A 9,149-nucleotide genomic window follows, 5' to 3' on the forward strand; every position below is an offset into this window, starting at 1 on the left:
AGAAAATGAAAAGCTAAAAAATAAAATGAAAGGACAGAAAGTAAGAGTTATAGTGCTGACATTAGCCAACGGAGAAACAGAGGTATTGATTACTTCACTTTTTGACCGAGTAAAATTTATTTTGGAAGATATCAGCAAAGCTTATGTGTTAAGGTGGCATATAGAGGAGTGCTATAAACGACTCAAAATAGGTGCAGAATTAGAGAATTTTTCTGGCGTAAATTTAGAGGCTGTATTACAAGAATTTTGGGCAAACTTAGTCATGTGTAATATATTGTCGCTTCATATGTGTGATGCACAAGGGCCTTGGAATCCAGATCAAATTGCTGAGTATCGTTTAAATTTTTCAGTTTTATTTGGTGTAATGAGGCAGAAACTCTATCAGGTACTTATTGCGCCAAAAAACTTTCAAGCCCTTTTTAAGTATACGCGCTAAAGTTAAAATCCGACCAGGACGATTGTATAGCCGCGATAAGGTAGATAAGCCTAAACGCCATCATGTCTTTAGGAGAGTTTGCTAATGAAAGCTCTTAAGTTGACGCCATTGGCTGAACGGATACATTCCCATAATGAATTTGAGTAACCGACACTAAAAAAACAAAGAGGCGGACTTGATCTACCTCTTTTATACTTAGCTGTCTAGTCTCTTCTCTTGAGCAACTTGTTTAGCAATAACTGAGCCTAAATAAGTGTTAACCTCTTTAGCACCATCTTTGTCTAAACCTAATGTTTTACTCCACTTTGTTTCATTTACTGCCTCGAACTTACCTTCATCGTTTTTCTCCTTTAGTGAATCTATCTTGAAGAGTAAAGTATTGCCTAGCGTCTTGGTAAGCTGATCAATATCAACAATAATACGGTAGTTCTTGCCTTCTAAGCTGAAGTCTATATAACATTTATCCTTTTCTACCTTACCTTCTTCATCTTTAACTTGGTTATTCCTCGCAATTTCCCTAAATGCGTCTTTTGTTACTAGCAACCCATCCTTAATAACCTTCAGAGCTTTCAACTCAGATATTTCGTTATTTTTGCTGATAGCATATATTGCTAAATAAGTCAGCGCAGCAGCAACAAATGCTAAAACGCCCATTCCAAGTGGTGTAGCTGCAAAAGCTGCTAGCTTGCAAGTTGAAGGCCTCCAAAGCGGTGTTGAAAGTATTGCTAATCCACCCATAACGTATATAGCAGTAAATGCAACAAATACAGTGTTTGCTTTGTGGGGCTGGCCACAATGACTTTTGAAAGTTAGCATAAACGACTTCATTTAATAAAATATTAATATGCTTAAATTGTGTACAGAAGAACTGTCATAGTCAAGCTTTTTCGTAAGCTACCTGCCGCTTGAGCCAAAGCCCCCTGCATTGCGACCGGTTTCTTCTGCGCAGAATTCTTCTCTGTCATCCCAAATTACCTGAGATACAGGAGAGATAAGGATTTGTGCGATTCTATCTCCTCTTTTTATTTCGTATGGCTGATTACTTAGATTAATTAGACAAATTTTAACTTCACCTCGATAATCAGAGTCTATAGTGCCCGGAGAATTTAAGACAGTGATTCCATGTTTTGCAGCAAGACCAGAACGTGGGCGGATTTGCCCCTCAAAACCGTTTGGTATTGCAATCACAATTCCAGTTGGAACAAGTAATCTTTCAAGTGGATTTAAAACAGCAGAATCATTCAATGCAGCATAAAGATCCATGCCAGCACTCTGCGTAGTTGCATAACATGGAAGAGACAAGTCTTCTCCGTGTGATAATCTTTTTATTTCTACTTTAATTTTACTTCTTTGCACTCCAATTTACCATCTATGAAGACTCAGTTATAGCATGTAAATTGTATCTGCAAAAGTGATAAATGTTACATCGTAAATGATGTCATTCCAGCGCGTGACGCTAGGCCATAAAATTCCTTGACAAGTTCAGTGCTCCTTTTTTTGTCATCCCAGTGCCCCTATGATGTTATTCCAGTCTGGAATCTAGCCCTTATTATGCAGCCACTTGGTTGAAATTAAGTCTTCTGGATCCCAGTGTCTGGGCACTGGGATGACATCATAAGGGCGCTGGGATGACACCCTGACAACCGTCATCCCGCTACTTGTTAGCGGGATCTAGAGATACCGCGAATGAATCGCGGTATGACGTAGATTGCTGTCATTCCAGTGTCAGCTACTTGAATGACACCCTCTTGGTATTCGTGTAGTTGTAAGCAGTATAGCTATAAATCACTCACAATCGATATGCTTGAATTATTCTCAGTAAATAAATCAAGCATAATGTTAGGTATTCTACCATCAACTATGTGAACAACTCCAGCACATTCCTCCGCCATTTTAACGTATGCCATAAGCCTTTCAATAAATTTTTCCCCTTTAATTTTCCCACAATCAATCGATGCATTTAAATTTTTAACAGATATCTTCCTGCCACCAATTTTATCTATTTCTTTATCTGTGTCACTCAAGATTATCATTCTAGATGCAGAAACTGCAATTGCAATTGCGCTTGCAGTGCTATCGGCATCAATATGATACGTTTCCCCATCTTTTCCATGACCAATTGGTGCAATAACTGGTATAAAATCTGATTCTTCAATAAAAAATAATATATCAGGATTGATTTCAGTGGGTCTACCGATGAACCCCATGTCTAATATCTTTTCGATATTATTTGATCTATCTTCTCTAAGCGTAGCGGTTATTTTTTCGGCTTTAATTAAGTGACCATCTTTTCCACATAATCCAATAGCTGAACCACCAGCAGAATTTATATACTGAACAATTTTTTTATTAACTGAACCACACAGTGCCATTTCAATGATTTTCATAGTGTCTTTGTCTGTAAGTCTGATACCATTCACAAACTTACTGTCCATACCCAGCATTTTTAACCCCGAGTTAATTTCATATTCTCCGTCATGAATTATTACCGGATTTATACCAAGCTGCTTCAACAAGACAACATTATGCACAAAAGTATTAAATAGTGTTTCATCTAAGATTATCGTACCACCGCATTTAATGACAAAAGTCTCGCCTACAAAGCTAGGTATGTTAGATAGCACTTCAAGTAATATTTCTGCTTTTTGTTCAAATGATACCTCACCCTTTAAAAATTCACTACTCTTCATTTTTTTATCTTGTAAACTTGAAAAACTCATCTCTTACCTTGGTTATTTTATGCTTAACACGGATGCTCATTTGATGAATTGACACATTCTCATTATTAATCCATTTTTGAATATCTTCTATAACAGCACCTAAGCTTTTTTGACTTACTTTATCTATTTTTGTTAGCACAATGTTAAAGTTAACGTTATTATATATTAACCAATAAATGAAGTCTTTGTCTATTTCTTTTAATCCTACCTTGCTATCTATCAACACAAACACTCTTCTTAGATTTCTTCTTTGAATTAGATAATACTCAATTAAGTTTAAATATTGTATAATTTCCTCCTTGCCTGCATGAGAGTAGCCATACCCTGGTAGGTCAACAAGTCTGAACTTATCATTGTACATAGAGTAAAAATTTATTTGTCTAGTGCATCCAGGTTTAGAGGAAACTCTGGCAGCTTTTTTGCTGTTTATCAGTAAGTTGATCAGACTGGATTTTCCTACATTTGATCTACCAGCAAACGCAACCTCTGGAGCCGACTCATTTGGTAATGATTTTATGTCCGAAGCTCCAAATATGAAATTGCAGTTTGATGTTATCTGTTTTGCCATTATATTCAACTAGAAGGTAGTAGGTATATTATAGTGTTATTGCTTGATATAAGAAATTTTTTATTTCAGTATATATTACTTAGCTAGATCTGTGCTATATGGATATGGAAAATAATTTACAAGACTTAAAGAAAAAATTTAATGATATAGAGAGGAATTTGGAAAATCCTACCAATTTAAGTCAAAAAGAATTCATTACCCTTTCAAAGGAATACTCTGAGCTCAGGCCAATAATCAAGATAATTGATGAATATAACACGCTGAAAGAGGAAATTTCAGACTTAGAAGAAATAATGAAAGATGAAAACAGCGAAGGTGATATAAAAGAGTTAGCAAAAGAAGAATTTTTCGAAAAGCACAAGGTATTATTACCAAAAATAAAAGCAAAATTAAAGTTAGCATTATTGCCCAAAGATGAAGATGACTCAAGAAATGCAATATTAGAAATTAGAGCAGGTACAGGCGGAGAAGAAGCAGCATTATTTGCAGCAATGTTATTTCGTATGTATCAAAAATATGCAGAAAGAAGAAATTGGAAGTTCGAGCCAATAAGCATTTCTAATACAGGTATAGGTGGCTATAAGGAAGCTTCTGCACTCATTAATGGAACAGAAGTTTTTGCAAGGTTGAAATTTGAATCAGGGGTGCACAGAGTACAGAGAGTGCCAGAAACTGAATCCTCAGGAAGGTTGCATACCTCTGCCGCTACTGTTGCGATATTACCTGAAGTAGAAGAAGTTGACTTTAAAATAGAAGAAAAAGACTTACGAATAGATGTTTATAGATCCAGTGGTCCTGGAGGGCAATCAGTGAATACAACTGACAGCGCAGTAAGGGTCACCCACTTGCCAACAGGGATAGTTGTGATACAGCAAGATGAAAAATCGCAGCATAAAAATAAAGCTAAAGCGCTCAAAGTATTGAGGGCAAGGCTATACGAAATTGAAAGACAAAAAAAAGAAATGGAAAGGTCAACAATGAGGAAAAGTCAGATTGGCTCTGGGGATCGTTCCGAGCGCATAAGAACATATAACTTTCCGCAATCAAGAATAACAGACCACAGAATTAATCTAACTTCACATCGGCTAGAGCAGATTATAAAAGAAGGTGAACTAGATGAATTTATTGAAGCATTAATTTCACGTAATGAAGCAGAAAGATTGGCAGGGGAAAGTTAGCAGCCTACAATGGAATATCTTTATTAATTACATAGGATCTTTTAAACGCAATAGATAGACAGTAAAAACAAGTTCTAGTACTATCGCAGATAGCACAAGAAGAGATACACTAATTGTTTGACCATTGTAAATGTAGCTTGTTAAGCCGATAAAAATAGCCATGATAAAAGCTCTAATGAACGAGAGTGCAGAAGAAGCCGTACCTTTAATTTTAGGGAAAACATTTATTGATGCATTAAAAATCACTGGCTGGCAAATTGCACAACCGATAGAAAAAATAATCATAGACAATGTTACTAAGTAGAAAGAGTGGGGTACAATTATACTGAATATTACAAGCAATAGAGACCCAATAGCACCCACGCTCGTGCCAGAAATTACACACCATATTTCTCCAAGTTTCTGCAAGATTTTGCCAGCAAATAGACTAATGAGTGAGAAGCACCCAACTATTGCACCTTGATGTAGTGCATAAATAGTGCTAGATAAACCAAAAGTCTTCATATACAGAAAAGGTCCACAAGTAATGAATGACATATACGCAGCAGAAAAGAGGCTTGACATCAAAGACAACGTAACAAACCTCGGATTAGATAGTAGTTTTCTGTAATCTTTCATCGTTTTTTTCAAACTGAAAATATTGCGGTCCTTTTTTGTTTCTGGTAACGCTAAAAGCAGCAAAACCCAAGAGATTAAACAAAGTATTGCAACAGTTGCATAATTACCACGCCATCCTACAATTTCATTGATGAAACTGCCTAACACTGGCGCAATTGCCATGACAACTGTAAGAACAGAATTCATGATTCCAATAAATTTCACCGCTTCGTCACCTTTATAGCTGTCTGCAACGATTGCAAACACAACTACAGATGTGCTGACACCAATGCCCTGAACAAAGCGAGAGATTAAAAGCCAAAAAATCGACGGTGCAAAAATACAACCAACAGCGCCGACGAGTAGTAAAGTGTTGCCTATGATCATAATTCTCCTTCTGCCATAGCATTCAGACAATGGACCGAAAAACAACCCTCCTATGCAAAAGCCTAGGAAATTATAAGCAATAGTTAATTGAATTGTTCCTTCTGATACGTTAAAATAGTGTACCATATCAGGAAAACTAGGTACGGAAATATCAATTTCAATGAACTTAGCAATTAGAGACAGGATTAACAGAAATGGTAGTAACATTTGAGATTTTCAATTAATGAATAAAAATATCACATTTAAAGCGTTGAAAGAAGAACATTTTTTACTGTTATTAAAATGGTTAGAAACACCTCACGTAAAGCTATGGTGGGATGCGGATATAAATTGGACACCAGAGTTAATTGAGAAAAAATATAGCAATTATGTCAAAGGATTCAAACGTTTAAAACTTGAGACACAAATTATTGAAAAACCAATGCATGCATTCATTATTAATTGTGACGGAGTTGATATTGGTTATATTCAATACTATAACAAACATGATTTTCCACCTGAGCAGGGCTACGATACTTCTGAGCTTCCAGAAAGCTGTGCTGCTATAGACTGGTATATCGGAGAGCTGGATTATGTGGGCAAAGGCATTGGTCCACAAGCTTTGAATATATTTTTAAACGAATTTGTCTTTAAAGTTTCTGAAAATGCTTTTGTTGACCCAGATACAGCAAATGTTCGTGCAATCCGTGTTTACGAAAAAGTTGGATTTAAAAAAATTAGGGAAAGCAATGGTACAATCTTAATGATCAAGGCAAGAATTCCTGAGAACCATGCAAGATGAGTGTTTTTAACAGCCCGTCTAAATTGCTACAAGCAGTTTAATTTTTAGTAAATATGTCATTATTCAAAAATATGCAAGAAGCTTTATAGAAACTTAACATAATTTTATCATAAAAATGTCATCCTTAAGTCCTATGTAAAAACAAATTTTGGCACTAATTTAATTAACTATGAGCTGGATAAATTGGAAAATAAATTTTGTTTACTTTTACAATACCTTAAGATCTAATGTCACTTTATCAATCAAAAATATTACAATAGGCTAGTATGTTCCTTACTCTTTTTCTCAAAATATTACCTATTTATATTACAATATTTATTGGTTACTTAGCAGGAAAATATCTTAAAATTGATAGAAACACTATATCTCAAATACTTTTTTATATAGCTAATCCAATAGTGATTTTATATGGAGTCTCTCATACAGAAGTTAACTTAAAAGTAATTTCTCTGCCGATTTTGATATGGTTTATAGGTAGCACTATGTCCTTATCAGTGTATTATCTTTCTTCTTTTTTATTTAAGGATAACACAAGAAACATATTAGCATTTAGCTCGGGCAGCACAAGTATGGGTTATTTTGGCCTGCCGATTGCCATGGCTTTATTTGATGAAGATTCAGTATCTGTATATGTTGTTTGTTATATAGGAATGGCGCTATTTGAAAACAGCTTAGGATTTTACATAGCTGCAAATGGTATTTATACCGCAAAAGAATGCATATTAAAGTTGTTCAAACTTCCTTCGCTTTATGCGATGGTTCTGGGCTTCTTTTTAAGTATATACGATATACAAATACCTACTTTTTTAACAGATGTTATGATGAATATTAGAAGTACATTTGTCACATTAGGAATGGTGCTACTTGGAGTGAGCACTGCGAATATTGCAAGCTTTAAAATAGATTGGAAGCTTGCTTTGATCACTATTACAGCAAAGTACGTATTCTGGCCACTGTTTGTTTTAGGAATTGTCCTTTTAGACAAGCATGTTATAGGTATATACGATGAGAGCATATATAAAGCACTGATGTTGCTGGCTATTATTCCAGTTTCTGGGTCCAGTATAATACTTGCTAATATTTTGAATTATCAACCAGATAAAGCTACTCTGTTGCTTCTAATCAGTACTGCAGTGGGACTGTTTTATGTTCCACTAATAATATCATTATTTTTTACTAAACTTGTTCCTTTTTGATCAAAAAATTAAGCGCTTGCACAACCATTATTTGGGTAACAACACAAAACATTGATAAAACTTGAATTTATAGCTAAAGCAACTTCTACAATTTGGTAACCCGTCATCCCGCTACTAGTTAGCGCCGCGGCGGTAAATTGACCTTACCCAGAAAAAGTAGAGAGAAAGTTAAGACGTTTTTGGAGTAAAATAAAACGTTTTTTCAAAATATGACAAATAGAAGAGAATATACGGCAGAATTCAAATTAGAAGCTGTTAAGCTGGTTAAAGAAACAGGTCAAGCAAGTACAAAAATAGCAAAAGATCTAGGTATAGATGGTAGTATGTTAAGTAAGAAAATATGATGGAAAAATGTCTGGAGCATACGCATTTCCAGGCAAAGGCTCCTTATGACAAAGAAAGATTTGATCTAAAAAAAGAACTAACAAGAGAAAGAGACATTTTAAAAAAAGCCCTGGGCAAAGAAAAAGAGTAAAGTATTCTTTTATATAGAAATTGCTATAAAACACAGGAACTATGTAGGGTTTTGTACTGGTGGTATTGGTTGCTAAGGAAAAAAGCAGTAAAGAATTAGCAAAAGAAGGGCTTCTAGCAGATATTCAAAAAATACATCAAGCTTCTAAATGCAGATATGGAGCTCCTAAAATTCACGCTGAATTAAAAGCTTTAGGCAAAAATTAAAACAGTACAAAGTGTTATGCAAGAAAATGGCATTAAAACCAAGCTTAGACGAAGGTTCAAAAATAAAAAACAGCAAATAAGCAACCGAGTTGTGGCTCCGAACACATTGGATCAAAATTTTACTACTGATCAGCCAAATAAAGTTTGGGATTACCTACATAAAAACTAAAGAAGGTTGTTGGCGGCAATAATTGACCTATATTCACGCATGGTGGTTAATGAGTAACATGATAATTAGTTATAGATTCTTTATTGATGGCCGTTGATAAACGCAAACCCGATAAAAATCTGCTGTTACATAGCGATCAAGGGTCACAGTATACCTCTCAAAATTACCAATTTCTATTGAATACAAAAAACATCATTTCCAGCATGAGCCATAAGGGCTGTTGTTACGATAACTCTGTTGCAGAAAAGTTCACTTAAAAGGGAGCTGCTTATTGATACTTCTCGCTCAACAAACCAGAACTGCCATATTTGAATACATAGAAATCTTTTATAACAAATAACGTAGACATTCTACTATTAACTATTGCATTCCTGCACAATTTATTCTCATGATAAAAACGTCTTAACTTTCTCTCTACTTTTTCTGGGTAAGGTCA

General features: G+C 35.0%; 8 protein-coding genes and 2 pseudogenes. 5 read left to right on the forward strand and 5 right to left on the reverse strand.

The window, feature by feature from the left end; translation table 11 throughout:
• Nucleotides 1–521, forward strand: a pseudogene (locus tag OZD63_RS01095) (IS4-like element ISWosp8 family transposase); the annotation flags it as partial.
• A gap of 110 nt (nt 522–631) precedes the next feature.
• On the opposite strand, the gene OZD63_RS01100 reads toward OZD63_RS01095, so the two are convergent.
• The 4 genes from OZD63_RS01100 to yihA all read right to left on the reverse strand — a co-directional run bounded on the left by OZD63_RS01100 (nt 632) and on the right by yihA (nt 3,724).
• Nucleotides 632–1,252 carry a hypothetical protein gene (locus OZD63_RS01100; RefSeq protein WP_275007878.1) on the reverse strand — a complete coding sequence of 207 codons (621 nt, stop codon included), beginning with the start codon at nt 1,250–1,252 and terminating at the stop codon, nt 632–634.
• Nucleotides 1,253–1,330: 78 nt separating this feature from the next.
• Nucleotides 1,331–1,792: a dUTP diphosphatase gene (gene dut / locus OZD63_RS01105; protein WP_006279458.1), complete on the reverse strand. Its 462-nt coding sequence runs from the start codon at nt 1,790–1,792 to the stop codon at nt 1,331–1,333.
• 422 nt (nt 1,793–2,214) lie between these two features.
• On the reverse strand, nt 2,215–3,126 hold the full coding sequence (gene argB, locus OZD63_RS01110; RefSeq protein WP_338062911.1) for an acetylglutamate kinase: 912 nt from the start codon (nt 3,124–3,126) through the stop codon (nt 2,215–2,217).
• 4 nt (nt 3,127–3,130) lie between these two features.
• Nucleotides 3,131–3,724 (reverse strand): ribosome biogenesis GTP-binding protein YihA/YsxC, encoded by a 594-nt coding sequence (gene yihA, locus OZD63_RS01115; RefSeq protein WP_275007882.1) that lies wholly within the window; start codon nt 3,722–3,724, stop codon nt 3,131–3,133.
• A gap of 98 nt (nt 3,725–3,822) precedes the next feature.
• On the opposite strand from yihA, the gene prfA reads away from it, so the two are divergent.
• Nucleotides 3,823–4,902, forward strand: a complete 1,080-nt coding sequence (prfA, locus tag OZD63_RS01120; protein ID WP_007548640.1) for a peptide chain release factor 1 — start codon at nt 3,823–3,825, stop codon at nt 4,900–4,902.
• A 27-nt stretch (nt 4,903–4,929) separates the two neighbouring features.
• On the opposite strand, the gene OZD63_RS01125 is transcribed toward prfA, so the two are convergent.
• Nucleotides 4,930–6,093, reverse strand: coding sequence for a multidrug effflux MFS transporter (locus OZD63_RS01125; RefSeq protein WP_274979718.1), 1,164 nt, complete (start codon nt 6,091–6,093; stop codon nt 4,930–4,932).
• 16 nt (nt 6,094–6,109) lie between these two features.
• On the opposite strand from OZD63_RS01125, the gene OZD63_RS01130 reads away from it, so the two are divergent.
• The 3 genes and pseudogenes from OZD63_RS01130 (at nt 6,110) to OZD63_RS06220 (ending at nt 9,053) form a co-directional block, all read left to right on the forward strand.
• Nucleotides 6,110–6,667, forward strand: a complete 558-nt coding sequence (locus tag OZD63_RS01130) for a GNAT family N-acetyltransferase (RefSeq protein ID WP_275007884.1) — start codon at nt 6,110–6,112, stop codon at nt 6,665–6,667.
• Nucleotides 6,668–6,933: 266 nt separating this feature from the next.
• Nucleotides 6,934–7,863 (forward strand): AEC family transporter, encoded by a 930-nt coding sequence (locus OZD63_RS01135; RefSeq protein WP_274979720.1) that lies wholly within the window; start codon nt 6,934–6,936, stop codon nt 7,861–7,863.
• Between the two features lie 209 nt (nt 7,864–8,072).
• Nucleotides 8,073–9,053, forward strand: a pseudogene (locus tag OZD63_RS06220) (IS3 family transposase).
• Nucleotides 9,054–9,149 lie beyond the last annotated feature (96 nt).

This window comes from Wolbachia endosymbiont of Drosophila leontia (assembly GCF_028981785.1).
Lineage (GTDB): Bacteria > Pseudomonadota > Alphaproteobacteria > Rickettsiales > Anaplasmataceae > Wolbachia > Wolbachia pipientis.

What these genes read in the sequence shown, in the direction of transcription:
- prfA (WP_007548640.1), top strand. Translation starts at nt 3,823, where the DNA reads ATGGATATGGAAAATAATTTACAAGACTTAAAGAAAAAATTTAATGAT.
- OZD63_RS01135 (WP_274979720.1), top strand. Translation starts at nt 6,934, where the DNA reads ATGTTCCTTACTCTTTTTCTCAAAATATTACCTATTTATATTACAATA.
- OZD63_RS01130 (WP_275007884.1), top strand. Translation starts at nt 6,110, where the DNA reads ATGAATAAAAATATCACATTTAAAGCGTTGAAAGAAGAACATTTTTTA.
- OZD63_RS01100 (WP_275007878.1), bottom strand. Translation starts at nt 1,252, where the DNA reads ATGCTAACTTTCAAAAGTCATTGTGGCCAGCCCCACAAAGCAAACACT.
- OZD63_RS01125 (WP_274979718.1), bottom strand. Translation starts at nt 6,093, where the DNA reads ATGTTACTACCATTTCTGTTAATCCTGTCTCTAATTGCTAAGTTCATT.
- argB (WP_338062911.1), bottom strand. Translation starts at nt 3,126, where the DNA reads ATGAAGAGTAGTGAATTTTTAAAGGGTGAGGTATCATTTGAACAAAAA.
- yihA (WP_275007882.1), bottom strand. Translation starts at nt 3,724, where the DNA reads ATGGCAAAACAGATAACATCAAACTGCAATTTCATATTTGGAGCTTCG.